Below are 26,062 nucleotides of genomic sequence, written 5' to 3' on the forward strand. Positions count from 1 at the left end.
CTATTAATGAAACTAATGGAACAGCAACTGCATGAATTAGGTGGCTTGCGAGTACATATTATTCCGACTGATAAATTTAAAACAAATACCTTTGTATTTCGTTTTAAAGCACCTTTAAATGAGGAGACGGTGACAGAGCGTGCCCTATTGCCGTACGTATTGCAAAGTGCGACAGAAAAACTGCCTTCTGTAATTCGTCTTCGTCAATATTTAGAAGAATTATATGGATCTTCTTTAGCGGTAGATGTAAGTAAAAAAGGAGAAGACCATATCATCTCTATTTATGTAGACATTGCAAATGAAACATATTTACGCGATGCACCACCGTTATTTGAAAAAGCGCTTTCTATGTTATCTGATATTGTTTTACATCCAGCAACAGAAGGGGACGGTTTTCTATCTTCTATTGTAGAAAGTGAGAAACGAGCACTCTTGCAACGAATTGAAGCTACTTATGATGATAAAATGCGTTATGCAAACGAGCGTTTAATTGCAGAAATGTGCAAAGTAGAACCATATCGCTTAAGTGCAAATGGAAAAAAAGAAAGTGTTGCTTCTATTACAAATGAAAGTTTGTATCAATATTATCAAAAAGTGTTAGCTGAAGATGAAATGGATTTATATATCATTGGTGATATTTCAGAAGATGCTGTGGAGCTTGTAAATAAGTATTTTTCGATTTCACCTCGCGCTATGAAAGAGAGAAATGTACTTCTTCATAAACGAAATAATGAAGAAAAAGAAATTGTTGAAAAACAAGAACTAAAGCAAAGTAAATTAAATATCGGCTATCGCACATTCATTACGTATAAAGATGAAGATTATTTTGCATTACAATTGTTTAACGGATTATTTGGAGGGTTTTCTCATTCGAAGTTATTCGTAAATGTCCGTGAAAAAAATAGTTTAGCGTACTATGCAGCATCGAGATTTGAAAGTCATAAAGGTTTGCTCTTCGTTATGTCTGGAATTGAAGCGAAGAACTTTGAAAAAGCTGTTGAAATTATTAAAGAACAGATGAAAGCAATGCAAAGCGGTGATTTTTCAGAAGAAGAGATTCAGCAAACGAAAAGTGTAATTCAAAATCAAATCTTAGAGGCAATTGATACACCACGTGGTTTTGTTGAAATGCTTTATCACGGGGTGATTTCAGAGCGTACGCGTCCAGTTGAAGAATGGCTAACGGGCATAGAAAGCGTGACGAAAGAAGAGATTGTGAAAGTTGCTAATAATATTGAACTAGATACAATTTACTTTTTACATGGAACGGAGGGAGAATAAATGGAGAAAATTGTGTATGAGCAATTAAAAGAGACGCTATATTATGAAAAACTTCCGAATGGATTAGACGTATATATCTTACCGAAACAAGGCTTCAACAAAACATTTGCAACATTTACGACGAAGTACGGTTCTGTTGATAATACATTTGTACCGCTTGGAAAAGAAGACATGACTCGTGTACCAGATGGAATTGCTCATTTCCTTGAGCATAAATTGTTTGAAAAAGAGGACCATGATGCGTTTCAATTGTTTAGTAAACAAGGTGCTTCAGCGAACGCTTTTACATCTTTTACAAGAACCGCTTATCTCTTTTCCTGTACATCAAATGTAGAAAGAAATTTAAATACGTTGTTAGACTTTGTACAAGAACCGTATTTCTCTGAAAAAACGGTTGAAAAAGAAAAAGGTATTATCGGTCAAGAAATTCAAATGTACCAAGATAACCCAGACTGGCGTTTATACTTTGGGTTAATCGATAGTTTGTTTGTGAAACATCCAATTAAAATTGATATTGCAGGGACAATTGAGTCCATTAGTAAAATTACAAAAGACCTACTGTATGAATGTTATGAGACTTTTTACCATCCGAGCAACATGTTATTATTTGTTGTTGGAGCGATTGATCCTGAAAAAACAATGGATTTAGTTCGTGAAAATCAAGCGAAAAAAGATTACGAAAATCAACCAGAAATCGTTCGCTCTTTTGAAGAGGAACCAGAAGAAGTAAATGAAAAGAAAAAGATTATTTCAATGCCTGTTCAAACTCCAAAATGTTTAGTTGGTATTAAGGCAACGAATTTAAAAGAAAAAGGGCAAGCTCTGTTAAAACAAGAAATTGCACTTACATTACTTTTAGATTATTTATTTGGAAAAGGGTCAGTTCATTACGAATCTTTATATAATGAAGGTCTTATTGATGATTCGTTCTCGTATGACTATACAGAAGAAAATAACTTCGGTTTTGCAATGGTTGGTGGAGATACGAAGCACCCTGATGAATTGGCAGAGCGATTAAAAGGTATTTTACTACAAACGAATTATGATCAGTTAGATGAGACTGCGCTGGAACGGGTGAAGAAAAAGAAAATTGGCGGATTTTTACGATCGTTGAATTCACCTGAATATATTGCAAATCAGTTTACACGATATGCGTTTAATGAATCTAGTTTATTTGATGCTCTTACAGTGTTAGAAGGATTAACTGTTCAAGACCTACAACAAGCAGCAAAAACATTATTAATTGAAGAGAAAATGAGTGTCTGCCAAGTGTTACCAAAAAAATGAAGTAATATGTGAATAAAAAACGCAGTATCTATATCCCTCATCTAACGTTTGGTTATTGCCAAATGGTAAGATGAGGGTATTATTTATTTATACATAAAAAGATAAGAGAGGGAATTTATGAAAAAGTATGCATTAGTAACTGGAGGAAGCGGAGGGATTGGCTCTGCTATTTCGAAGCAGTTAATCGAGGATGGTTATACAGTCTATATTCATTACAATAAAAGCGAAGAGAAGATAAGGGGGTTACAAAAGGAGTTTGATGCAGTGATTCCTGTGCAAGCAAATTTAGCTTCTATCGATGGAGCAGAGAAATTGTGGGGACAAATCGAACATCCTATTGATGTTATTGTATACGCAGCTGGAAAGAGTATATTTGGATTAGTAACAGATGTTACGAATGAAGAATTAGATTATATGGTGGAGCTTCAAGTGAAGAGTGTATATAGACTTTTATCGATGGCGCTTCCACCGATGATCGGGCGGAGAAGTGGTAATGTTGTTGTTATTTCATCCATTTGGGGGCAAATAGGAGCGTCTTGTGAGGTGCTGTACTCAATGGTGAAAGGTGCACAAAATTCATATGTGAAGGCTTTAGCGAAAGAAGTTTCTCTAAGTGGATTGCGCGTTAATGCGGTAGCGCCAGGTGCGATCGAAACAGAAATGTTAAATGTATTTTCAGAAGATGATAAAAATGAAATTGCTGAAGATATTCCATTAGGTAGAATAGGACTACCCGAAGAAGTAGCAAAAACAGTATCATTCCTCGTTTCGCCAGGAGCTTCTTATATTACGGGGCAAATTATCGGAGTGAATGGCGGTTGGCATTGCTAAAAAATTCTTACATAAAAAACAAGAAATTGTACAAATTAAGCATGATTCTATTACTAAAATAGTGAGGTGCTTAAACATGTCAGTGTTAGATAATTTTGATCAGTGGAAGAGCTTTTTAGGAGAACGTTTAGAACAAGCGGGGGGAAAAGGGCTTGATGGTGGTGCCGTATCAGATATGGCATTTCGTGTTGGTGATTATTTAGCAAATGAAGTAGAAGCGCGCAACGATCAAGAAAAATTATTGTCTGAGCTTTGGAAAGTTGCTGATGAACAAGAGCAACATACAATTGCAAATTTAATGGTGAAGTTTGTACAACATAAGTAAAAGTAGAGAGGAGCTTCTCCTCTCTACTTTTTTTGTATAGTAATTAGGAGGAATAGATTATACATTTAGCTTCCCTATTAAGGTGAAATCATATAATATAGTACGTAGGTGTAAAGTAAGCGTAGGGGAGTGATCTTGGATGATTGAATGGTATTTTGAATATGAAATACATAAAAACCGACCTGGCTTACTTGGTGACGTTTCTTCGTTAATCGGTATGCTTGGCATCAATATTGTCACAATTAATGGTGTAGATAATGCACGACGTGGACTTTTGCTTATGTGTGATAATCAAGAACAAATCTCTAGACTTGAATCAATTTTAAATACGATGGATAATATAACGGTAACGAAATATCGTCCGCCAAAGCTTAGAGATAAGCTAGCAGTTAGACATGGTAGGTACATACAACGAGATGCAGATGATAAGAAAACATTTCGATTTGTGCGTGATGAATTAGGATTGCTTGTAGACTTTATGGCGGAGATAATGAAAAAAGAAGGTCATAAATTAATTGGGATACGAGGAATGCCTCGTGTCGGAAAAACAGAATCTATTGTTGCCGCAAGTGTTTGTGCAAATAAGAGATGGTTATTCGTATCATCTACTCTCATTAAGCAAACTGTTCGTAGCCAATTGATTGAAGATGAGTATAGCGACGATAATATTTTCATACTAGATGGAATTGTGTCGACAAAGCGTGCAAATGAAAGACACTGGCAGCTCGTTCGTGAAATCATGAGATTGCCTGCAACGAAAGTTGTGGAACATCCGGATGTGTTTGTGAGTCAGTCAGAATACACATTGGATGATTTTGATTATATTATCGAATTGCGTAACGATTATGATGAAGAAATTCAATATAATTTAGTAGATGAAATTGAGCAAGGTACGCAAAACAATTTCTCTATGTTCGACTTTTAAAGAAATATTGAGGTGTTAGTAGTGACGGAATTAGGACAAAAGCTGACAGAAGCAAGAGAAGCGAAAGGCTTATCTATTGATCAGCTGCATGAGATTACAAAAATTCAAAAACGCCATTTAGTAGCGATTGAAGAAGGCAATTATGATGTGTTGCCAGGAGCTTTTTATGCGCGTGCATTCATTAAACAATATGCAGATGCTGTTGGATTAAATGGAGAGGAACTGCTTGTGGAATATCAGAGTACGATACCACAGTCTGAAAAACGTGAAGTTCCACAAGTATCAACTGGACAAAAAACACAAGAAACAATGCAAAAATCTTCATCATGGCCAATTGCGGATCATATGCCCAAAATTTTGATTGCGTTGTTAGTAATCGCATTTGGAGTGGTAGTCTGGTTTGTTATTCAAGCGTTAACTGGAAAAGATGATAGGCAAGTTCCAAATGCTCAAAGTGAGAAAATTGAGGTTCAAAAAGCAAAAAATTCTCCGTTAGATACGAAGAAAGATGAAGCGAAAGCGGAAGAACCAAAAAAAGAAGAACCAAAAAAAGAAGAACCAAAGAAAGAAGAACCAAAGAAAGAAGAGCAACCAGCGCAACCAACTGGACAACAAGAAGTGAAGGTAGTTGGAACAAGTGGTAAGGTATCTACTTTGGAAATTCATAATAATAAAACATTAGAACTGGAAATTTCAGCGAAGGGTGCAAGCTATGTAGATGTTAAAGATGATGCGGGTAACGAAATTCTAAACACTACAGTACAAAGTGGTCAAACAGAAAAACGTGATTTATCAACAGTAAAAGAAGTGCGGCTTAATATTGGAAGTGCACCGAATGTTGAAATTAAACTGAATGGCCAAGTGGTTACTTTCCCATTAGATCCAGCAAAAGAATATCACCAAAGATTGGTGATAAAAAACCAAGGGATAGGGCAAGCTGCGCAATAACAGTCATCGCTTCGATGACTTTTTTCAATGAACAAATGTTTTTGACATGATGGAGGAATAGCTGTGAATTTACCAAATAAAATTACAATATCTAGAATCTTCTTAATTCCAATTTTTATGGTAATTATGTTAGCGCCCTTTGAGTGGGGCTCATTTATAATTGGTGATGTAGAGTTACCAATTCAACATTTAGTAGGGGCACTTATCTTTATTATTGCTTCGGCTACAGATTGGATTGATGGACATTATGCAAGAAAGTATAATCTTGTAACGAATTTAGGGAAATTCCTTGACCCGTTAGCAGATAAATTACTTGTTTCGGCAGCACTTATCACATTGGTAGAAATGCAATATGTACCTGCTTGGATCGTTATTGTAATTATAAGCCGTGAGTTTGCAGTAACAGGTTTACGCCTTGTACTTGCTGGGACAGGAGAAGTAGTTGCAGCAAATCAGCTAGGGAAAATTAAGACATGGACACAAATTATTGCGATTGCAGCATACTTATTACATGATGTACCGTTAAATCTACTTCATATTCCAGTTGCAGATATTTTCATATGGATTGCATTATTCTTTACCGTTATTTCAGGATGGGATTATTTCTGGAAAAATAAAGATGCTTTTGTAAACTCAAAATAGAAGTTTATGGGGGAATTGGGATGAATGCTGAAATTATTGCGGTTGGAACGGAATTATTACTTGGACAAATTGCAAATACAAATGCCCAGTTTTTATCTGAAAAGTTAGCTTCAATCGGAATTAACGTGTACTACCATACTGTTGTTGGGGATAATAACAAGCGATTACAGAAGGCAATTGAATTGGCTGAAGAACGAGCTGATATGCTCATTTTTACAGGTGGATTAGGACCGACAAAAGATGATTTAACGAAAGAAACAATAGCGTCTAGTTTAGATGAAGAGCTTGTGTATGATGAAAAGGCATTAACATCGATAAGCGATTATTTTAAGCGTACAGGCCGTGAATTTACGGAGAATAATAAAAAGCAGGCGCTCGTTTTAAATGGATCGACTGTATTTGCGAATGATCACGGTATGGCGCCTGGTATGGGATTAAATACGAACGGAAAAGTTTATATTTTATTACCAGGACCACCAAAAGAAATGAAGCCGATGTATATAAGTTACGTAGAGCCTTTTTTATGTAAGTTTACAACGGGGGAAAATATTTATTCTCGTGTTCTTCGTTTTTTTGGTATTGGGGAATCTCAATTAGAGGTGAAAGTTCAAGATTTAATTGATGGACAAACGAACCCAACCATTGCACCACTTGCAAATGATGGCGAAGTGACATTACGTTTAACTGCCAAACATCATGATGCTGATGAGGCGGAGAAACTGATTCAGCATGTGGAAGATTTGATTTTAGAAAGAGTAGGAGAATTTTTCTACGGATATGACCAAGATTTCCTTCATTACAAGGCAATAAGGCTATTGAAGGAAAAAGGGTTAACTTTAGCGTGTGCAGAAAGTTTAACAGGTGGTCTTTTTGGAAATCAAGTAACAGAAAATGCTGGTGTTTCATCTGTATTTAAAGGCGGTGTCATTTGTTATCAAAATGATGTGAAGCAACAAATTTTACATGTACCTGAAGAAGTGTTACGTACTGATGGCGCGGTTAGTAAACAGTGTGCTCGCTATCTTGCTGAAAATGTAAAGGAACTGTTAAATGCAGATATCGGAATTAGTTTCACTGGGGTGGCAGGACCGGATGCTTCAGAGCATAAAGAACCAGGAACAGTATTTATTGGATTGGTGATTAAAGATGAACCAGCTGTAGTCTTCTCGCTTAATTTAAGTGGAAGTCGTCAACAAATTAGAGAACGCTCTACAAAATATGGATTTTATCATTTATTTAAAAAGCTAGAAGAGATATAAATTTCTTCTAGTTTTTTTGTTGGAAAACCTAGTTTTATTCGATATAAAATAAAAAAACGAATAAATGTTCGATTTTTGTTGGCAAATTGAATTGAAAATAGGTATAATAAGATTAGCAATTTAGTTAAGGAGGAATTTTGAATGAGCGATCGTCAAGCGGCATTAGATATGGCGTTAAAACAAATAGAGAAGCAATTCGGTAAAGGTTCAATTATGAAATTAGGAGAACAAGCGGAGCGTAGAATTTCTACAATTTCAAGTGGTTCTTTAGCACTTGATGTGGCACTAGGGGTAGGCGGATACCCACGTGGCCGTGTTATTGAAATTTATGGACCTGAAAGTTCAGGTAAAACAACAGTTTCATTACACGCAATCGCGGAAGTACAGCGTCAAGGTGGACAAGCAGCGTTCATTGATGCGGAGCATGCAATGGATCCTGTATATGCACAAAAATTAGGTGTTAACATAGATGAATTACTATTATCACAGCCTGATACAGGGGAGCAAGGACTAGAAATCGCAGAAGCACTTGTACGAAGTGGAGCGGTTGATATTATCGTAATTGACTCTGTGGCAGCTCTTGTACCGAAAGCTGAGATCGAAGGGGACATGGGTGACTCTCACGTTGGTTTACAAGCACGTTTAATGTCACAAGCACTTCGTAAACTTTCAGGTGCAATCAACAAATCAAAAACAATCGCAATCTTTATCAACCAAATTCGTGAAAAAGTTGGGGTTATGTTCGGGAACCCAGAAACAACTCCAGGTGGTCGTGCGTTGAAATTCTATTCAACTGTCCGTCTTGAAGTACGTCGTGCTGAGCAGTTAAAGCAAGGTAACGATATTGTTGGTAATAAAACGAAAGTAAAAGTAGTTAAAAATAAAGTAGCACCGCCATTCCGTGTTGCTGAAGTTGATATTATGTACGGAGAAGGTATTTCAAGAGAAGGTGAAATCTTAGATATGGCTTCTGAACTTGATATCGTTCAAAAGAGCGGTGCTTGGTACTCTTATAATGAAGAACGCTTAGGACAAGGTCGTGAAAATTCGAAGCAATTCTTAAAAGAGAATACGGATTTAAGAGAAGAAATTGCCTTCTTTGTTCGTGAACATCACGGAATTGGTGAAAACTCTGGTGTTGAAGACACGGAAGATTCAACTCGTCAAGATTAAAAAATAAAAGACACGGTCCCGTGTCTTTTATTTTTTAATCCACTATGAAAGCGTTGTATATAGCTGGAGATAAAATATTTATTCTATCCAAAAGGCTATGTGTAAAGGGGAATATTCATATATTTTAAGTGAATGAATTGGGATTTTCTAAGGTTTTCCAGGATAATATGCCGTCTGTTTTTTTAATCCATATAAGATTCAGGGCTGAAGGTAAAGAAAGTAAAAGTAGACAACGCTTGACAATGAAAATTGCGATAGATACAATGAGAATGTATATTTTTTCTTATATACGATATACTCTTCTCAAGAAGAGAAGTAATATTCGGAGTAAGACTTAAATCTTGCCGAAATAATAATATGACATTTTAATTGTGAAATGAAGAAAGTCCCTTAAAAAAGCGGGACGACGGTCTTTGCTGTACGTTGTAATTCAATGTACATGCCGACAGTCTTTTTTCATTCATAGCAAGGGGAGGTGAAATCATGAGTAGTAGTACAGTTTGGATACTCATCTCCATTTTGCTTGCAACAGTCGGTGCAGTTGTTGGCTTTTTTGTTCGAAAGTCTATTGCTGAAGCGAAGATTAATGGTGCAGCTAATGAAGCAAAACGTATTCTAGACGAAGCGAATCGTGATGCTGAAGCACTTAAGAAAGAAGCGCTTTTAGAAGCAAAGGATGAAATTCATACACTTCGTACAGAAGCTGAATTAGAAATTCGTGACCGTAGAAGCGAATTACAAAAACAAGAAAATCGTTTAATGCAAAAAGAAGAGAACCTTGATCGTAAAGACGAAACGCTCGATAACCGCGAGCGACAGTTAGAAAAGAAAGAGGAATCTCTTGTAGCGAAACAACAACAGATTGAAGAGTTGGAAAGCAAAGTGGGAGAGTTAGTTCAAAAGCAACAAACAGAATTAGAGCGCATTTCCAATCTGACCCGCGAACAAGCGAAAGCAATTATTCTTGGTAAAGTGGAAAGTGAAGTTTCTCATGAAATTGCCGTTATGGTAAAAGAAAGTGAAGTTCGCGCGAAAGAAGAAGCGGATAAGAAGGCAAAAGAGATTTTATCTCTTGCAATGCAAAGATGTGCAGCTGATCATGTTGCTGAAACAACCGTTTCGGTTGTAAATCTTCCAAATGACGAAATGAAGGGACGTATTATCGGACGTGAAGGTCGTAACATTCGTACGTTAGAAACGTTAACAGGTATTGACCTTATTATCGATGATACACCAGAAGCTGTAATTCTATCAGGATTTGACCCGATTCGTCGTGAAACAGCTCGTATCGCTCTTGATAAACTAGTACAGGACGGACGTATTCACCCAGCGCGTATTGAAGAGATGGTCGAAAAATCAAGACGTGAAGTGGACGAGTATATTCGTGAAGTCGGAGAGCAAACAACGTTTGAAGTGGGTGTTCATGGCTTACATCCAGATTTAATTAAAATTTTAGGTCGTTTAAAATACCGTACAAGTTACGGACAAAACGTCTTAAAACACTCTATGGAAGTTGCATACTTAACTGGACTTATGGCAGCGGAGCTTGGTGAGGATGAAAAACTAGCAAGACGTGCTGGTCTATTACATGATATCGGAAAAGCAATCGATCATGAAGTAGAAGGTAGCCACGTTGAAATTGGTGTTGAACTCGCAACGAAATATAAAGAGCATCCTGTTGTAATAAACAGTATCGCATCTCACCATGGTGACACAGAACCAACTTCTATCATTGCAGTTCTAGTTGCTGCAGCAGATGCATTATCAGCTGCAAGACCGGGAGCTCGTAGTGAAACGCTTGAGAATTACATTCGTCGTCTTGAAAAGTTAGAAGAAATTTCAGAGTCTTATGAAGGCGTAGAAAAATCTTTCGCAATTCAAGCAGGACGTGAAGTTCGTATTCTGGTAAAACCAGATACAATTGATGATTTAGAAGCTCATCGTTTAGCTCGTGATATTCGAAAACGTATTGAAAATGAACTGGATTATCCAGGACATATTAAAGTAACTGTTATTCGTGAAACACGTGCAGTGGAATACGCAAAATAAAGTGGTGAAACACCACTTTATTTTTTTGTGTTGGAATTGGGTAAAATAAAGAAAATTATTTATGAGCAGTATGCAAGTGAAAGAAACTTATAATAGATAAATTGTAACTGTTGTAAGGAAATAGCTTTAAGGTTATAGTATGGTAATAAAAAATGTAGTACATAGAAAGGGTAAGACATATGAGAATATTATTTGTTGGGGATGTAGTAGGATCTCCTGGTAGAGACATGATTCAACAGTACGTACCGGCATTAAAGAAGAAATATACACCGACAGTAACAATTATTAATGGAGAAAATGCTGCGGGTGGACGTGGAATTACTGAAAAAATATATCGAAACTTTTTAGAGTGCGGGGCACAAGCGGTTACGCTTGGAAACCACGCTTGGGATAACCGTGAAGTATTTGAATTTATCGATGATGCAAAATATCTTGCAAGACCAGCTAACTTCCCAGAAGGAACGCCGGGAAAAGGGCTTATCTTTGTAAATTGTAATGGAACAGAAGTTGCAGTTATTAACTTACAAGGACGTACTTTCCTTCCTCCAATTGATTGTCCATTTCGTAAAGTGGATGAGTTAATCAGTATTGCAAAAAAACGTACAAACATTATCTTTGTTGATTTTCATGCTGAAACAACAAGTGAGAAGCAGGCGTTAGGTTGGTATGTAGACGGTCGTGCTACAGCGGTAGTAGGTACACATACACACGTTCCTACAGCTGATAATCGTATTTTACCAAGCGGAACAGCTTATATTACAGATGTTGGTATGACAGGCCCATATGATGGGATTTTAGGTATGGATCGCGAAGCGGTATTGAAGAAGTTTTTAACGAACTTACCAGTGCGTTTTGAAGTGACGAATGGTAGAACACAATTAAGTGCAGTGTTAATTGATGTGGATCCTAATACAGGGAAAGCAAAGAAAATTGAGCGCATTTTAATTAATGATGACCAGCCATTTTTTGACTGATTTTTAACAAAAAGTTAGAGAATTCGTTATATTTTAATTTTTTAGAAAAATTACAGAAATTTAGCAGGAATACGTGCCATTCCTCGTGAATATAAGTTAAAGTGAAATAATTGCTATTACTTTTTATAGAAACGAGGAGGAAACGCGGAATGGAAATATTAAAAGTTAAAGCAACGTCGGTCCCTAATTCTGTAGCTGGTGCACTTGCAGGTGTTATTCGCGAACGCGGAACAGCAGAAATTCAAGCTATTGGTGCAGGTGCATTAAACCAAGCGGTAAAGGCAGTAGCAATTGCAAGAGGATTTGTAGCGCCTAGCGGTTTGGACTTGATTTGTATCCCAGCGTTTACAGATATTATGATTGATGGTGAAGAGCGTACAGCGATAAAATTAATTGTAGAACCTCGTTAAGTTGAAACAACCTGTTTGCATGTATGCAAACAGGTTGTTTTTGTAATGGAGGAATGAAAATGAAAATTTTTGATGCACATTGCGATGTACTCTTTCAGTTATGGAGTGCAAAGGGAAAAAAAGACTTTCAAAACGATTCACAATTACATATTACATTTGAACAATTAATGAAAAGAAAAGGAAGTATACAATGCTTTGCTATATATATACCAGAAACAGTAGCGTATGAAAAGCGTTTTGAAGTTGCGCTGCAAATGATAGATATTTTTCATAATGAAATTCTATCGCTACCAGGAATGAAGTTTATTCAGACAAAAAACGATATTAACATGCTAAAACAGGACGAGATTGGAGCATTATTAACATTAGAAGGATGCGAAGCAATTGGAAAAGAAGCGATGAAATTACGTTTGTTTTATCGCTTAGGTGTACGTTCCTTTGGATTGACATGGAACTATGCCAATCTGTTAGCTGATGGAGCGCTAGAGGCACGTGGAGCAGGTTTAACTACATTTGGTAGACAAGTTGTACAAGAACTTAATACGTTACATTTATGGACCGATGTGTCTCACTTAAATGAAAGAAGCTTTTGGGATGTTATTGAAATTGCTAAAAGCCCAATTGCATCTCATTCAAACTGTTATCAACTTTGTGGGCATCCACGCAATTTAACCGATGAACAAATAAGAGCCCTTATAAAGAAAAATAGCATTATTGGTATTACTTTCGTACCGCAGTTTTTAACGAATGAAAGACAAGCGAATATAGCAGATATATTAAGGCATGTGGAATATATTTGTTCATTAGGTGGAGAAAAAAATATAGGATTCGGTTCTGATTTTGATGGGATTTTAGAAACTGTTGTAGGTGTAGAAGTATATAGGGATTATGAAAATATAATTAATCAACTGTGTAAAAAGTATAATGAATCAACTGTAGAGCGATTTTTGTATAAAAATTTTGTTGACTGTATAACGTTCTAAAAATTATATTTTAATAATTCGGAAGAGTTAAAATAAATTCACTTGAATTTATTGATTTTTTTAAGACCTAATACTAGAATGGTAAACGAAATAGCATTATACTAAAGATTCAGGGAAAACAGAAGAGGCATAATTTGCGTCCATTGTAGTTTATTTGCATAAAAAATGCTAAACTAATACTGTAAAAAAATACACTACAATGAATGCAGCCAAAAGGGGTGTAGGAGATGATTAGTCAACTTTCATGGAAAGTTGGAGGCCAACAAGGTGAAGGAATTGAAAGTACAGGGGAAATCTTCTGTATTGCATTAAACCGATTAGGATATTACCTATACGGTTACCGCCACTTCTCATCACGTATTAAAGGCGGCCATACAAATAATAAAATTCGTGTAAGTACAACAGAAGTACGCGCGATCTCAGATGATTTAGATATTTTAATTGCTTTTGATCAAGAAACAATTGATTTTAACTTCCACGAACTACGTCCGGGCGGAATTGTAGTTGCGGATGCGAAATTTAATCCGACAATACCTGATAATACAGATGTAAATCTATATGTGATACCGTTTACAGATATCGCTTCAGAATTAGGCACATCTTTAATGAAAAATATGGTTGCTGTTGGGGCATCTAGTGCGGTATTAGGATTAGACGAAACAGCTTATTTAGAGGTTGTTGAAGAAATCTTTGGTCGTAAAGGAGAGCAAGTCGTTCAAAAGAATATGGAAGCAATTAAACGCGGCTCTCAATACATGAAAGAATTGCTTGGTGAGAAAGTAAACATGATGCAGCTTGAAAAAGCTGACGGTAAGAAACGCATGTTTATGATTGGAAACGACGCAATCGCATTTGGTGCGGTAACTGGTGGCGCTCGCTTTATGTCTGCATATCCAATCACACCTGCATCTGAAATTATGGAATATTTAATTAAAAAGTTACCGAAAGTCGGCGGAACAGTAATCCAAACTGAGGATGAAATCGCAGCTTGTACAATGGCGATCGGTGCAAACTACGCTGGTGTTCGTACATTAACAGCATCTGCTGGTCCTGGTCTTTCTTTAATGATGGAAGCAATTGGTTTAGCAGGTATTACTGAAACACCGCTAGTTATCATTGATACACAACGCGGTGGTCCAAGTACGGGCTTACCAACAAAACAAGAGCAGTCTGACTTAATGGCTATGATTTACGGAACACATGGTGAAATTCCAAAAATCGTAATGGCGCCAAGTACAGTTGAAGAAGCTTTCTATGATATTGTAGAAGCGTTTAACTTAGCAGAAGAATATCAAGTGCCTGTTATTTTCTTAACAGATTTACAGCTTTCTTTAGGAAAGCAAACAGTAGAACCACTTAAGTTAGATAAAGTGGAAATTCGTCGTGGTAAGCTTGATTTAGAAGTAGAATTACCAGAACGTGAAAATAAAGCATACTTCAAGCGTTATGAAGTAACAGAAGATGGAATTTCACCACGTGTTTTACCTGGTATGAAAAATGGTATTCACCATGTTACAGGTGTAGAACATGATGAAACGGGTAAACCATCTGAATCAGCGTTAAATCGTAAAGATCAAATGGACAAACGTTTCCGTAAAATGGCGAATTTACAGTTTAATACCCCTATTTACAAAAATGCTAAGCATGATGACGCAGACGTATTGTTAGTAGGCTTTAACTCAACTCGTGGTGCGATCGAAGAGGCAATGCAGCGTTTAGAACAAGAAGGAATGAAAGTAAACCATGCCCATGTACGTTTAATTCATCCGTTCCCAACAGCTGAAATCGATCCACTTGTGAAAAAAGCGAAGCGTGTTGTAGTAGTAGAAAACAATGCAACTGGTCAGCTTGCTAACATTATGAAAATGAATCTTGGCAATGGCGAGAAAATTTCTAGTCTTTTAAAATACGATGGAAATCCATTCTTGCCGAAAGAGATTTACAACGAATGTAAAAAAGGGGTTGTATTAAATGGCAACATTTAAGGACTTTCGTAACAGTGTAAAACCAAACTGGTGCCCAGGTTGCGGAGACTTCTCGGTGCAGGCTGCGATTCAGCGTGCGGCAGCTAACGTTGGTTTAAATCCAGATGAGCTAGCTGTTATTTCTGGTATCGGCTGTTCCGGTCGTATTTCAGGGTATATTAATTCATATGGTTTGCATAGTATTCACGGACGTGCTCTTCCAATTGCACAAGGTGTGAAAATGGCAAATCGTGATTTAACAGTTATTGCATCCGGTGGTGACGGTGATGGTTTTGCGATTGGTATGGGACATACAATCCATTCTATTCGTCGTAACATTGATATTACGTACATCGTAATGGATAACCAAATTTACGGATTAACAAAAGGTCAAACTTCACCACGTAGTGAAGCTGGATTTAAAACGAAAAGTACACCACAAGGTTCAATTGAACCATCACTAAATGTTATGGAAATGGCTTTAACAGCTGGTGCGACATTTGTGGCGCAAAGCTTTTCAAGTGATTTAAAAGAATTAACGCAAATTATTGAAGCTGGTATTAACCATAAAGGCTTTTCATTAATTAATGTATTTAGTCCATGTGTTACTTATAATAAAGTAAATACTTATGATTGGTTTAAAGAGAATTTAACGAAACTAAGTACAGTAGAAGGATATGATCCATCTAACCGCATGATGGCTATGCAAACATTAATGGAAAAGAACGGGTTAGTAACAGGTTTAATTTATCAAAACACAAAGCAGCCTTCTTACCAAGAGCTTGTAAAAGACTATAGTGAAAAACCTTTAGTGCAAGCTGATTTGAATATGGATCAGAAAATGTTTGATGAGCTTGTTGCTGAATTTATGTAATGATCGGAGAGAAGGTTGCCGCTTGGTAACCTTCTTTTTGAGTGAATAAAAATAATTAATAGATTTGTTTACTTAGAAAATTCAGAATGATAAAATAATATATAAATCGTTGTATAAAAATAGCATGTTCATTAACTGTGAAATGAAATATAGGATAAGAAGCCTTCTTCGTTAAAGTTGGCTAAAGGCTCTATACTATGATAATGTGTATAGGGATAAAGCAATATACTTTTGGGTAGGACAAGATGAAATAAAAAAAAGGGAATGTCTATTTGTGTGGGGAAGACTTCATTCTTACGGATGATTAGATCGATTACTCAAGTTTCAAAGGGCAAGTTATCTCTCATGCTATCTAACATCATTGAGATGGGTCTAAGCGCATTAAAATGGACTACAGAGTGTGTGTATAGTTAAGGGTGAAAGGAGATTACCGATGAACGAGCAACAACGATTAGCAAGTCGACAAGCAAATTCCTCTACGAAAAAAGAAGAGAAAGATTATAGTAAATACTTTGAAAGTGTATACCAACCACCTTCCTTGAAATTGGCGAAAAAGCGTGGGAAAGAAGAAGTTAAAATTGAAAGAGATTTTGGCCTACCTGAAGAGTTTCGCAATTTTGGCGCAGGAAGAAAGTTTTACATTCGTACATATGGCTGTCAAATGAATGAGCATGATACAGAAGTAATGGCTGGGATTTTTACAACACTTGGATATGAGCCAACCTTTTCAACTGAAGAGGCAGATGTAATTTTATTAAATACTTGTGCAATTCGTGAAAATGCTGAAAATAAAGTGTTCGGTGAACTTGGTCATTTAAAATCATTAAAGCGAAGAAATCCGGATCTTATAATTGGTGTATGTGGTTGTATGTCTCAAGAGGAATCTGTTGTAAATAAAATTATGCAAAAAAATCAGCATGTAGATATGGTGTTTGGTACACACAATATTCATAGATTACCGTATATTCTAAAGGACGCAATGTTCTCAAAAGAGACGGTAGTTGAAGTTTGGTCAAAAGAAGGGGATGTAATTGAAAACCTTCCGAAAGTACGTCGTGGTGATATTAAAGCTTGGGTAAATATTATGTATGGCTGTGATAAGTTTTGTACATATTGTATTGTACCGTATACACGCGGAAAAGAGCGCAGCAGACGTCCAGAAGATATTATTAAAGAAATTCGCCATTTAGCTGCGAACGGTTATAAAGAAATTACGTTACTTGGACAAAACGTAAACGCATACGGTAAAGACTTTGAAGATATACAATATGGTCTTGGCGATTTAATGGATGAACTTCGTAAAATCGATATCGCGCGTATTCGTTTTACAACAAGTCATCCACGTGATTTTGACAATCATTTAATTGATGTTCTTGGAAAAGGTGGTAACCTAGTAGAACATATCCACTTACCGGTTCAATCTGGTAGTACAGATATGCTTAAAATTATGGCGCGTAAATATTCGCGAGAACACTATTTAGAGCTTGTACGAAAAATTAAAGAAACAATTCCGAATGCAGTGCTAACGACTGATATTATCGTTGGTTTCCCAAATGAAACGGATGAGCAGTTTGAAGAGACGATGTCGTTATATCGTGAAGTAGGATTTGATACGGCATTTACATTTATTTATTCTCCGCGTGAAGGTACACCAGCTGCAAAAATGCAAGATAATGTTCCGATGGAAGTGAAGAAAGAGCGATTACAACGCTTAAATACACTAGTGAATGAATATGCAGTTAATAAGAATAAGTGTTATATAGGTCAAATTGTAGAAGTATTAGTTGAGGGAGAAAGTAAGAATAATCCTGAAGTACTTGCGGGATATACACGTACGAATAAACTTGTAAACTTTGTTGCTTCAAAATCTTTAATTGGTCAGCTTGTGAAAGTAAAAATAACGGAAGCAAAAACTTGGTCTCTTAACGGGGAATTGGTTAAGGAGCCGATTGAGGTGAAATAATAGATGAAAGTATATACGAAAGATGAAATTGTTGAGCAAGCGAAAGAATTAGCAAAAATGATCTCTGAAACAGAAGAAGTCGATTTCTTTAAGCGAGCAGAAGCACAAATTCATAAAAATGAAAATGTAAAGCGAGCAATTGATGAAATAAAAGCTTTGCAAAAACAAGCAGTAAACTTGCAACATTATGGGAAATGGGAAGCTTTGAAAAAAGTAGAAGCTGAAATTGATGCACTTCAAGATAAGTTAGATAATATCCCAGTTGTACAGGAGTTTAAATCTTCACAAACATATGTAAATGACTTACTACAGCTAGTTGCTAGTACCATTTCTAACAATGTAACAGATGAAATATTAGTTTCAACTGGCGGCGATGTGTTGAAGGGCGAAACTGGTGCAGCAGTAGAAAGTAAAAAAGGAAATTGTGGTTGTTAAAGAGATGTCTTATTGACATCTCTTTTTTTTAGTGGGTTATATCGGAAATTCTTCTCAAAAAAAAGAATGACACATTCCGCTATTGTCACGCATATGATTAAGTGAATAGTGATTGAGGAGGGTTACGAATGTCCGAATTTAGAGAGATTATTACAAAAGCAGTGGTTGGAAAAGGACGTAAGTATACAAAGTCAACGCATACATGTGAATCGAATAATGAGCCAACAAGTATTTTAGGGTGCTGGGTAATTAACCATTCGTACGAAGCGAGAAAGAATGGAAAACATGTGGAAATTGAAGGTTTCTATGATGTAAACACTTGGTATTCATTTGATGGAAACACAAAGACTGAAGTTGTAACAGAACGTGTTAACTACAATGATGAAGTAAGTATTGGGTATCGTGATAAAAACTTCTCTGGTGACGATTTAGAAATTATCGCTCGTGTAATTCAGCCGCCAAATTGTTTAGAAGCTCTTGTATCGCCAAATGGTAATAAAATTGTTGTGACGGTAGAACGTGAATTTGTAACAGAAGTAGTTGGGGAAACGAAAATTTGTGTAAGTGTAAATCCTGAAGGTTGCGTAGAATCAGACGAGGATTTCCAAGTCGATGATGATGAGTTTGAAGAATTAGATCCGAACTTTATCGTCGATGCAGAAGAAGAGTAAGAGAAAGCTAGGGAGAAGTTCTTCCTAGCTTTTTACAGTACATAAGTGGTTCTGCATGAACATGATTCCTTATGAAATGTGCTATAATGAGGAGAGACTCCTGGAATAGGAGATATGGATGTCCGTGAAGTGTGACATATATGAATATAGATTATTATGTAAGAATTATGGAGGAAAGACATGACGCAATATACGCCTATGATACAGCAATACTTAAAGGTTAAGGCAGACTATCAAGATGCCTTTTTATTTTTCCGATTAGGTGATTTTTATGAAATGTTCTTTGAAGATGCGGTTAAAGCAGCTCATGAACTTGAAATTACATTAACGAGCCGAGATGGTGGTAGTAGTGAACGTATACCGATGTGTGGTGTACCGCATCATGCAGCTAAAAATTATATTGAACAACTTGTTGAAAAAGGATATAAAGTAGCTGTTTGTGAGCAAGTGGAAGACCCAAAAACAGCTAAAGGTGTAGTACGTCGTGAAGTAGTACAACTAATTACGCCAGGAACGATGATGGAAGGGCGTACAATAGACGAGAAGGAGAATAACTTCTTAGCAGCATTAACACATTTCGAAGATGGATCTTATGCGCTAGCTTGTAATGACTTAACGACTGGACAAAATACAGTGACGTTATTAACTGGTTCAGTAGAAGATATTTTATTAGAAGTGTATGCGACTGGTTCAAAAGAAATTGTTGTAGATTCTACATTTTCAAAAGATGAATTAAATAAGTTAACTGAAACATTAAAAATGACGATTTCGTATGAAGATGCAACAACTATTCCAGAAGGATTAGAACATCTTGTGAAAAGTGTTTCCCAAGCAAAATTAATTAAAGCAATTGGACGCTTATTTAACTATGTGATAAGAACACAAAAACGTTCGTTAGATCACTTGCAACCAGTAGAAATTTATTACACGAATCAATTTATGAAAATTGATGTGCATTCAAAACGTAATTTAGAGTTAACAGAGACTCTTCGCACGAAGGAAAAGACAGGCTCATTATTATGGCTATTAGACAAAACAAAAACGGCTATGGGTGGGCGTATGTTAAAACAGTGGATGGAACGTCCGCTTATCCAGAAAGAAAAAGTTGAAGAGCGTTTAGAAATGGTTGAAACGTTTGTAAATGATTACTTCTTACGTGAAGATTTAAAAGAAAAGTTAAAAGAAGTATATGATTTAGAGCGTTTAGCAGGGAAAGTTGCATTTGGTAATGTAAATGCACGGGACTTATTACAATTAAGACGTTCTTTACTGCAAGTACCAGCTATTTTAGAAGCGATTAGTCTTTTAGATAATGCTTATGCAGCAAGGTTAATTCAAGGTGCAGATCCATGTGAGAGCTTAACTGAATTACTAGGAAGAAGTATTCAAGAAAACCCACCGCTTTCTATTAAAGATGGAGATATTATTAAAGATGGCTATAATGATAAGCTTGATCAATATCGTTACGTTAGTAAAAACGGAAAAACGTGGATTGCTGAGCTTGAAAAACGAGAGCGTGATATTACAGGGGTTAAATCATTAAAAATTGGGTACAACCGTATTTTCGGCTACTATATTGAAGTGACGAAGGCTAATCTTGCAGCACTTCCAGAAGGGCGCTATGAGCGTAAACAAACACTTGCAAATGCAGAGCGTTTCATAACAGATGAGCTAAAAGAAAAAGAAACATTAATCTTAGAAGCAGAAGAGAAAATTGTACAATTAGAATACGATTTATTTACAGCACTTCGCGAAGAAGTAAAAGTATTCATTCCGAAATTACAGCATTTAGCGAAAGTAATTAGTGAACTAGACGTACTGCAAAGCTTTGCGACAGTTAGTGAAGAAGAGCAGTTTGTAAAACCTGTTTTAACAAATAAGCGCGAAATCTTTATTAAAGATGGTCGTCATCCTGTCGTTGAAAAAGTATTGAACGGGAAATTGTATGTACCGAATGATTGTATTATGCCGGAGAAGATGGATGTCTTTTTAATTACAGGACCGAACATGTCTGGTAAAAGTACGTATATGAGACAATTAGCACTTGTTACTGTTATGTCACAAATTGGTTGTTTTGTACCAGCGACAGAAGCAGTATTACCTGTCTTCGATCAAATCTTTACGAGAATTGGTGCAGCGGATGATTTAATCTCAGGTCAAAGTACATTTATGGTTGAAATGTTAGAAGCGAAAAATGCAATTGCAAATGCATCAGAGAGAAGTTTAATTTTATTCGATGAAATTGGACGCGGTACATCCACGTATGATGGTATGGCACTTGCGCAAGCAATCATTGAACATATTCATGACCAAATTGGTGCGAAAACATTATTCTCTACACATTATCATGAATTAACAGTGTTAGAAGAAAGTTTAGACCAACTAAAGAATGTACATGTTTCAGCAATTGAAGAGAATGGAAAAGTAGTTTTCCTTCATAAAATTCAAGATGGAGCGGCTGATAAAAGTTACGGAATTCACGTTGCTCAACTTGCCGAGCTTCCAGAGAGCTTAATCGCTCGCGCGAAAGAAGTGTTAGCACAACTAGAAGGACAGGAAGAAATTGTTATTCCGAAACGAGTAGAAGTGAAAGTGCCAGAAGTCGCTCCAGAACCAGTTGTTGTAAAAGAAGAACCAGCAGAAATACAAGAAAAGAAAGAAGAGACTGAAGAAGATTCACAACTATCTTTCTTTGGAGGAGAACAGTCTTCGAAAAATCAAGACAAGCCTGTGCTAAATCCAAAAGAAACGGCAGTACTTGCACAAATTAAAAAGATTGATTTACTCGATATGACGCCTTTAGAAGCGATGAATGAACTGTATCGTTTACAGAAAAAGTTAAAGAAAGGATGAGTAAGTAGATGGGGAAAATTCGCAAACTCGATGATCAACTCTCTAACTTAATTGCGGCAGGGGAAGTAGTAGAGCGCCCGGCCTCAGTTGTAAAAGAACTCGTGGAAAATTCCATCGATGCGAATAGTACATCTATTGAAATCCACTTAGAAGAAGCTGGATTATCGAAGATTCGCATCATCGATAATGGAGATGGTATTGCTGAAGAAGATTGTATCGTTGCATTTGAACGACACGCAACGAGTAAAATTAAAGATGAAAATGATTTATTTCGTATAAGAACGCTCGGTTTCCGCGGAGAGGCCCTGCCGAGTATTGCCTCAGTGAGTGAATTAGAATTAATTACGAGCACAGGTGATGCGCCTGGTACACACCTTAGTATTAAAGGTGGAGACATTATAAAACAAGAGAAAACGGCAAGCCGAAAAGGAACAGATATTACTGTACAAAACTTATTTTTTAATACACCAGCGCGTCTTAAATATATGAAAACTATTCATACAGAGCTTGGGAACATTACAGATATCGTGTATCGTATTGCAATGTCTCATCCAGAAGTATCGTTAAAACTGTTTCATAATGAAAAGAAATTGCTTCATACATCAGGGAATGGTGATGTAAGACAAGTACTTGCATCGATTTACAGCATTCAAGTTGCGAAGAAGCTTATTCCGATTGAAGCTGAATCTCTAGACTTTACAATTAAAGGATATGTAACATTACCAGAAGTAACGAGAGCGTCGCGTAACTATATGTCAACGATTGTAAATGGCCGTTACGTTCGAAATTTCGTATTAATGAAAGCCATTCAGCAAGGATATCATACGTTATTGCCAATCGGACGATACCCAATCGGCTTCTTATCAATTGAAATGGATCCAATGCTTGTTGATGTCAACGTACATCCAGCAAAATTAGAAGTACGCTTTAGTAAAGAACAAGAATTGCTAAAGCTTATCGAAGAAACATTGCAAGCTGCATTCAAAAAAATACAACTCATTCCAGATGCTGGTGTAACAACGAGGAAAAAAGAAAAAGATGAAAGTGTGCAAGAACAGTTCAAGTTTGAGCATACAAAACCGAGAGAATCATCTATGCCTAACATCGTTTTACCAACAGGAATGGATGAGAAACAAGAAGAAACAACGACTGTAAAACAACCAGCACAACTGTGGCAACCGCCGAAGCAAGAATGGCAACCACCACAGTCACTAGTAAGAGAAGAGCAAAGCTGGCAGCCATCCTCTAAGCCGGTAATAGAACAAACGGTTCGAGAGGAAAAGGAATGGACTAGCAACGATGACGATTTTGAATTAGAGGAATTGGAAGACGAAGTTCACGAAATAAAAGAGATTGAAATGAACGGTAACGATTTACCACCACTTTATCCAATTGGACAGATGCACGGAACATATATTTTCGCTCAAAATGATAACGGGCTATATATGATTGATCAGCATGCTGCGCAGGAGCGCATCAATTATGAATATTTCCGTGATAAAGTGGGACGAGTTACGCAAGAAGTACAAGAATTACTTGTACCGTACCGCATAGATTTATCTCTTACCGAATTTTTACGTGTCGAAGAGCAGTTAGAAGAACTAAAAAAAGTCGGACTATTTTTAGAGCAGTTTGGCCATCAATCCTTTATCGTTCGTTCGCATCCAACGTGGTTCCCGAAAGGACAAGAAACAGAAATCATTGATGAGATGATGGAGCAAGTCGTAAAACTGAAAAAAGTAGACATAAAAAAACTACGCGAAGAAGCAGCGATTATGATGAGCTGTAAAGCTTCAATTAAAGCAAATCAATATTTAACGAACGATCAAATATTCGCTTTACTCGAAGAACTACGTACAACAACAAATCCATACACATGTCCGCATGGAAGACCGATTCTGGTGCATCATTCTACTTATGAGTTGGAGAAGATGTTTAAGAGGGTTATGTAGGATTAATGTCCAAAGAGAAAAAGTTCGTTCCTAGTTATTTGAAGCGGTTTGAAAGTGCCTAGTATTATTTATATGTGTTAAAATAAATATGTAATAGCAATGTTCTCTACAGTTATTTTAATAAAATATTGAGAGAAATAAAAAGGAGCGATAGTAACAAGTCGCTCCTTTTTAATATAATTCTTTTGCAACTATATTTTAAAAATTCATTTATAAACTAGAGATAACCTATTTGTAATTTATATGTGCTTCCTCATTTTTTTGTAAGGAAAGGGGTTTTAATTTACAGATTTATCAGAATTATGTAAAGTGTATATAAAACCATAAAATGGGGTGTTCTTTATGTGTACTAGTTTGACATTACAGACAAAAAACGGTCAGCACCTTTTTGCAAGAACGATGGATTTTACATTAGATTTGAATCAAGAAGTAATAATCATTCCTAGACATTACCAGTGGAATAATATAACTGGTGAAATCATTAATACGAAACATGCTACGGTCGGAATGGGGATTAATCATCAAGGAAGGGTCATTATGGCGGACGGAGTAAATGAAGCAGGTATGACATGTGCAACACTCTATTTTCCAGGATTCGCTACTTATAGTAAAAGTATAGATAATAACAAAACGAATTTGGCTCCATTTGATTTTGTGACTTGGAGTCTCACACAATTCAATTCTGTCAAAGAGTTAAAGAAATCTGTAGATAGCATTACCTTTTTGGATATACCATTACCGGATTTAGGACTTACGCCGCCACTCCATTGGATTTTAGCGGATAAATGGGGAGATTGCATTGTACTGGAGCCAACAAATGAAGGATTAAAAATGTATGACAACCCACTAGGAGTGATGACGAATAGTCCGGAGTTTAGTTGGCATTTACAAAATTTAAGACAATATATTGGCCTTAAATCGCAGCCATTCGCGCCAACAGAGTGGAGTAATGTACCATTAAGTGCTTTTGGTCAGGGCTCAGGTTCAATGGGACTTCCAGGGGATTTCACCCCGCCATCAAGGTTTGTGCGAGCAGCATATGGCAAACAAAACATTCAAGGTATAGATAGTGAAGAAGAGGGAGTATCGGCCCTTTTTCATATCTTATCAAATTGCGAGGTTCCTAAAGGCGGAGTAATAACAGAAGAAGGTGCATTAGATAATACCATTTATACAAGCGTAATGTGTATGGAGTCCGGAACATATTATTATCATACTTACGATTGTAGACAAATTATAGCCATTCATTTATTTCATGAAAATTTAGATACAGATGACGATTGTAGACAAATTATAGCCATTCATTTATTTCATGAAAATTTAGATACAGATGAGATTAAAGCCTATCCGTTCCAACGGAAACAAAAAATATTTTATGAAAACTAAGTAGCTTTGAAACAACGCTTAGTAAATTTTCAAATATATATAATAGAGCAATAATGACCTATAAAAAGTAGGAATCGGAAGGAATATAATTGATAATCTAATAAGTAACCCGAATAAATACCCCTTAAGAAAAAATAGACGCAAAATATTCAAGGTATTATATAAATTCAATCCAATGACTCCTACCAGTAAAATTCTGCTGGTAGGGGCAGGTGCATTGGCTAAGAAACTTATTTTTTCATTAAACTAGCTTTTATTTCTTCTAGAAGGCCCATTAAAGTGCTATTAGGTAAAATAAACATGGACGTACTACTCCATTTATAAATAGCAAAGCACAAAAAAGGTGTGGAAAATATCCATACCTTTTTTGTGCTTCTATTATCTATGTATAAAAAAGCGCCGTATATCAGCACTTTTTAAAGGTACGTAAATTGTATAATAAGGATTTCTACATTATTAAACACATAACTATGCATGGCCAAATATAGATTCTTATTTGGTTAATTGTTATAAGGATCTATACAGTTATTTATTTTTATTATTATTAATTTTTTCAGTATATAAAACCTGCTCTTTATAATGCTTTTTAATTGGGAAGTTATGTGTACCAGAGCCGTTTTTGAAAGTTTTATTGATGGGGTTTTTTAGAGGGACTGTTGTAGTTTCAGTAAATTCATATGGGTAATTTATTTTAGATTTATCTTCAAACATGAAAATGCCTCCTTTTTAGGATTTCCTGAATTCTTTACTATAACATGATATGCATATAGATTTTTTTTGGACTAGTTATTTATATAGGTTAATGGAATTTAATTACGTAACTACTGAAATATTTCAAAGGAAAACAATGTGAGAAATATATTATAATGATTTCTTT

General features: G+C 36.1%; 22 protein-coding genes. 21 read left to right on the top strand and 1 reads right to left on the bottom strand.

From position 1 onward, the window contains the following. Nucleotides 1-6: 6 nt before the first annotated feature. From yfmF to DN408_RS07560, 21 genes are all read left to right on the top strand, one after another. Nucleotides 7-1,281, top strand: a complete 1,275-nt coding sequence (gene yfmF / locus DN408_RS07460; protein WP_002033691.1) for an EF-P 5-aminopentanol modification-associated protein YfmF — start codon at nucleotides 7-9, stop codon at nucleotides 1,279-1,281. Then, nucleotides 1,282-2,568: an EF-P 5-aminopentanol modification-associated protein YfmH gene (gene yfmH, locus DN408_RS07465; RefSeq protein WP_002014592.1), complete on the top strand. Its 1,287-nt coding sequence runs from the start codon at nucleotides 1,282-1,284 to the stop codon at nucleotides 2,566-2,568. It abuts the gene before it with no gap. A 117-nt stretch (nucleotides 2,569-2,685) separates the two neighbouring features. Next, nucleotides 2,686-3,399: an elongation factor P 5-aminopentanone reductase gene (gene ymfI / locus DN408_RS07470; RefSeq protein WP_002014593.1), complete on the top strand. Its 714-nt coding sequence runs from the start codon at nucleotides 2,686-2,688 to the stop codon at nucleotides 3,397-3,399. A gap of 76 nt (nucleotides 3,400-3,475) precedes the next feature. Then, nucleotides 3,476-3,724 carry a DUF3243 domain-containing protein gene (locus DN408_RS07475; RefSeq protein ID WP_000114449.1) on the top strand — a complete coding sequence of 83 codons (249 nt, stop codon included), beginning with the start codon at nucleotides 3,476-3,478 and terminating at the stop codon, nucleotides 3,722-3,724. Between the two features lie 139 nt (nucleotides 3,725-3,863). Next, nucleotides 3,864-4,649, top strand: coding sequence for a DUF3388 domain-containing protein (locus tag DN408_RS07480; RefSeq protein ID WP_000574107.1), 786 nt, complete (start codon nucleotides 3,864-3,866; stop codon nucleotides 4,647-4,649). Nucleotides 4,650-4,670: 21 nt separating this feature from the next. Continuing rightward, nucleotides 4,671-5,597 (top strand): helix-turn-helix domain-containing protein, encoded by a 927-nt coding sequence (locus DN408_RS07485; protein ID WP_016127442.1) that lies wholly within the window; start codon nucleotides 4,671-4,673, stop codon nucleotides 5,595-5,597. A 63-nt stretch (nucleotides 5,598-5,660) separates the two neighbouring features. Continuing rightward, entirely contained in the window at nucleotides 5,661-6,239 is a 579-nt protein-coding gene (pgsA, locus tag DN408_RS07490; protein WP_002014596.1) for a CDP-diacylglycerol--glycerol-3-phosphate 3-phosphatidyltransferase, read from the top strand. 20 nt (nucleotides 6,240-6,259) lie between these two features. Then, a complete protein-coding gene (locus DN408_RS07495; protein WP_078178533.1) occupies nucleotides 6,260-7,498 on the top strand; it encodes a competence/damage-inducible protein A in 1,239 nt (412 codons plus the stop codon). A gap of 141 nt (nucleotides 7,499-7,639) precedes the next feature. After that, complete coding sequence (gene recA / locus DN408_RS07500; protein WP_002014599.1) at nucleotides 7,640-8,671, top strand: recombinase RecA; 1,032 nt, start codon at nucleotides 7,640-7,642, stop codon at nucleotides 8,669-8,671. Between the two features lie 483 nt (nucleotides 8,672-9,154). Next, nucleotides 9,155-10,720 carry a ribonuclease Y gene (rny, locus tag DN408_RS07505; protein WP_002014600.1) on the top strand — a complete coding sequence of 522 codons (1,566 nt, stop codon included), beginning with the start codon at nucleotides 9,155-9,157 and terminating at the stop codon, nucleotides 10,718-10,720. Nucleotides 10,721-10,899: 179 nt separating this feature from the next. Beyond that, on the top strand, nucleotides 10,900-11,694 hold the full coding sequence (locus DN408_RS07510; RefSeq protein WP_002014601.1) for a TIGR00282 family metallophosphoesterase: 795 nt from the start codon (nucleotides 10,900-10,902) through the stop codon (nucleotides 11,692-11,694). 149 nt (nucleotides 11,695-11,843) lie between these two features. Next, entirely contained in the window at nucleotides 11,844-12,104 is a 261-nt protein-coding gene (spoVS, locus tag DN408_RS07515) for a stage V sporulation protein SpoVS (RefSeq protein WP_000404341.1), read from the top strand. A gap of 59 nt (nucleotides 12,105-12,163) precedes the next feature. Next, entirely contained in the window at nucleotides 12,164-13,087 is a 924-nt protein-coding gene (locus tag DN408_RS07520) for a dipeptidase (protein ID WP_078178534.1), read from the top strand. 227 nt (nucleotides 13,088-13,314) lie between these two features. Beyond that, nucleotides 13,315-15,072 (top strand): 2-oxoacid:acceptor oxidoreductase subunit alpha, encoded by a 1,758-nt coding sequence (locus DN408_RS07525; RefSeq protein ID WP_002014603.1) that lies wholly within the window; start codon nucleotides 13,315-13,317, stop codon nucleotides 15,070-15,072. Beyond that, nucleotides 15,059-15,925: a 2-oxoacid:ferredoxin oxidoreductase subunit beta gene (locus DN408_RS07530; RefSeq protein WP_002088040.1), complete on the top strand. Its 867-nt coding sequence runs from the start codon at nucleotides 15,059-15,061 to the stop codon at nucleotides 15,923-15,925. Before DN408_RS07525 ends, DN408_RS07530 begins: the two co-directional genes overlap by 14 nt. A 433-nt stretch (nucleotides 15,926-16,358) precedes the next feature. Further along, nucleotides 16,359-17,888, top strand: a complete 1,530-nt coding sequence (gene miaB, locus DN408_RS07535) for a tRNA (N6-isopentenyl adenosine(37)-C2)-methylthiotransferase MiaB (RefSeq protein ID WP_002128700.1) — start codon at nucleotides 16,359-16,361, stop codon at nucleotides 17,886-17,888. Nucleotides 17,889-17,891: 3 nt separating this feature from the next. Beyond that, entirely contained in the window at nucleotides 17,892-18,323 is a 432-nt protein-coding gene (locus DN408_RS07540) for a YlbF/YmcA family competence regulator (protein ID WP_002033698.1), read from the top strand. 128 nt (nucleotides 18,324-18,451) lie between these two features. After that, nucleotides 18,452-18,994 carry an outer spore coat protein CotE gene (gene cotE, locus DN408_RS07545; protein ID WP_002014610.1) on the top strand — a complete coding sequence of 181 codons (543 nt, stop codon included), beginning with the start codon at nucleotides 18,452-18,454 and terminating at the stop codon, nucleotides 18,992-18,994. A 180-nt stretch (nucleotides 18,995-19,174) separates the two neighbouring features. Beyond that, nucleotides 19,175-21,847 (top strand): DNA mismatch repair protein MutS, encoded by a 2,673-nt coding sequence (gene mutS, locus DN408_RS07550; protein WP_002128699.1) that lies wholly within the window; start codon nucleotides 19,175-19,177, stop codon nucleotides 21,845-21,847. A gap of 8 nt (nucleotides 21,848-21,855) precedes the next feature. Next, nucleotides 21,856-23,799, top strand: a complete 1,944-nt coding sequence (gene mutL / locus DN408_RS07555) for a DNA mismatch repair endonuclease MutL (protein WP_078178535.1) — start codon at nucleotides 21,856-21,858, stop codon at nucleotides 23,797-23,799. A gap of 342 nt (nucleotides 23,800-24,141) precedes the next feature. Then, a complete protein-coding gene (locus DN408_RS07560) occupies nucleotides 24,142-25,185 on the top strand; it encodes a choloylglycine hydrolase family protein (protein ID WP_147740040.1) in 1,044 nt (347 codons plus the stop codon). Nucleotides 25,186-25,710: 525 nt separating this feature from the next. Here the strand turns inward: DN408_RS07560 and DN408_RS07565 are convergent. After that, nucleotides 25,711-25,896, bottom strand: coding sequence for a hypothetical protein (locus DN408_RS07565; protein ID WP_000461142.1), 186 nt, complete (start codon nucleotides 25,894-25,896; stop codon nucleotides 25,711-25,713). Between the last annotated feature and the right edge of the window lie 166 nt (nucleotides 25,897-26,062).

It is taken from the genome of Bacillus sp. AR13-1 (genome assembly GCF_008042285.1).
Lineage (GTDB): Bacteria > Bacillota > Bacilli > Bacillales > Bacillaceae_G > Bacillus_A > Bacillus_A mycoides.

What these genes read in the sequence shown, in the direction of transcription:
- yfmF (WP_002033691.1), top strand. Translation starts at nt 7, where the DNA reads ATGAAACTAATGGAACAGCAACTGCATGAATTAGGTGGCTTGCGAGTA.
- yfmH (WP_002014592.1), top strand. Translation starts at nt 1,282, where the DNA reads ATGGAGAAAATTGTGTATGAGCAATTAAAAGAGACGCTATATTATGAA.
- ymfI (WP_002014593.1), top strand. Translation starts at nt 2,686, where the DNA reads ATGAAAAAGTATGCATTAGTAACTGGAGGAAGCGGAGGGATTGGCTCT.
- DN408_RS07475 (WP_000114449.1), top strand. Translation starts at nt 3,476, where the DNA reads ATGTCAGTGTTAGATAATTTTGATCAGTGGAAGAGCTTTTTAGGAGAA.
- DN408_RS07480 (WP_000574107.1), top strand. Translation starts at nt 3,864, where the DNA reads ATGATTGAATGGTATTTTGAATATGAAATACATAAAAACCGACCTGGC.
- DN408_RS07495 (WP_078178533.1), top strand. Translation starts at nt 6,260, where the DNA reads ATGAATGCTGAAATTATTGCGGTTGGAACGGAATTATTACTTGGACAA.
- recA (WP_002014599.1), top strand. Translation starts at nt 7,640, where the DNA reads ATGAGCGATCGTCAAGCGGCATTAGATATGGCGTTAAAACAAATAGAG.
- rny (WP_002014600.1), top strand. Translation starts at nt 9,155, where the DNA reads ATGAGTAGTAGTACAGTTTGGATACTCATCTCCATTTTGCTTGCAACA.
- DN408_RS07510 (WP_002014601.1), top strand. Translation starts at nt 10,900, where the DNA reads ATGAGAATATTATTTGTTGGGGATGTAGTAGGATCTCCTGGTAGAGAC.
- spoVS (WP_000404341.1), top strand. Translation starts at nt 11,844, where the DNA reads ATGGAAATATTAAAAGTTAAAGCAACGTCGGTCCCTAATTCTGTAGCT.
- DN408_RS07520 (WP_078178534.1), top strand. Translation starts at nt 12,164, where the DNA reads ATGAAAATTTTTGATGCACATTGCGATGTACTCTTTCAGTTATGGAGT.
- DN408_RS07525 (WP_002014603.1), top strand. Translation starts at nt 13,315, where the DNA reads ATGATTAGTCAACTTTCATGGAAAGTTGGAGGCCAACAAGGTGAAGGA.
- DN408_RS07530 (WP_002088040.1), top strand. Translation starts at nt 15,059, where the DNA reads ATGGCAACATTTAAGGACTTTCGTAACAGTGTAAAACCAAACTGGTGC.
- miaB (WP_002128700.1), top strand. Translation starts at nt 16,359, where the DNA reads ATGAACGAGCAACAACGATTAGCAAGTCGACAAGCAAATTCCTCTACG.
- DN408_RS07540 (WP_002033698.1), top strand. Translation starts at nt 17,892, where the DNA reads ATGAAAGTATATACGAAAGATGAAATTGTTGAGCAAGCGAAAGAATTA.
- cotE (WP_002014610.1), top strand. Translation starts at nt 18,452, where the DNA reads ATGTCCGAATTTAGAGAGATTATTACAAAAGCAGTGGTTGGAAAAGGA.
- mutS (WP_002128699.1), top strand. Translation starts at nt 19,175, where the DNA reads ATGACGCAATATACGCCTATGATACAGCAATACTTAAAGGTTAAGGCA.
- mutL (WP_078178535.1), top strand. Translation starts at nt 21,856, where the DNA reads ATGGGGAAAATTCGCAAACTCGATGATCAACTCTCTAACTTAATTGCG.
- DN408_RS07560 (WP_147740040.1), top strand. Translation starts at nt 24,142, where the DNA reads ATGTGTACTAGTTTGACATTACAGACAAAAAACGGTCAGCACCTTTTT.
- DN408_RS07565 (WP_000461142.1), bottom strand. Translation starts at nt 25,896, where the DNA reads ATGTTTGAAGATAAATCTAAAATAAATTACCCATATGAATTTACTGAA.